At 74.4% G+C, this 301-nt stretch carries 1 protein-coding gene; it reads left to right on the forward strand.

The annotated features are described in order from the left end of the window. The coding region (locus tag ACFHW0_RS31915; RefSeq protein ID WP_416613342.1) for a hypothetical protein at nt 1-301 on the forward strand (301 nt) is incomplete at both ends.

Genomic DNA, 301 nt, shown 5'->3' on the forward strand with positions numbered 1-301 from the left:
GCACGGGCTGGTCCGAGGGCGTGGGCGTGCTGCTGGTGCAGCGCCTCTCCGACGCCCAGCGCGAGGGCCGGCGGATCTACGCCGTGGTACGCGGTACGGCCGTGAACCAGGACGGCGCGTCGAACGGCCTGACGGCCCCGAACGGTCCGTCGCAGCAGCGGGTGATCCGTCAGGCGTTGGCGAACGCGCGCCTGACCCCGGCCGACGTGGACGCCGTCGAGGCGCACGGTACGGGCACCACGCTCGGTGACCCGATCGAGGCGCAGGCGCTGCTGGCCACGTACGGGCAGGAGCGTCCGCA

This window comes from Micromonospora sp. LOL_025, from assembly GCF_048060285.1.
Classification (GTDB): domain Bacteria; phylum Actinomycetota; class Actinomycetes; order Mycobacteriales; family Micromonosporaceae; genus Micromonospora.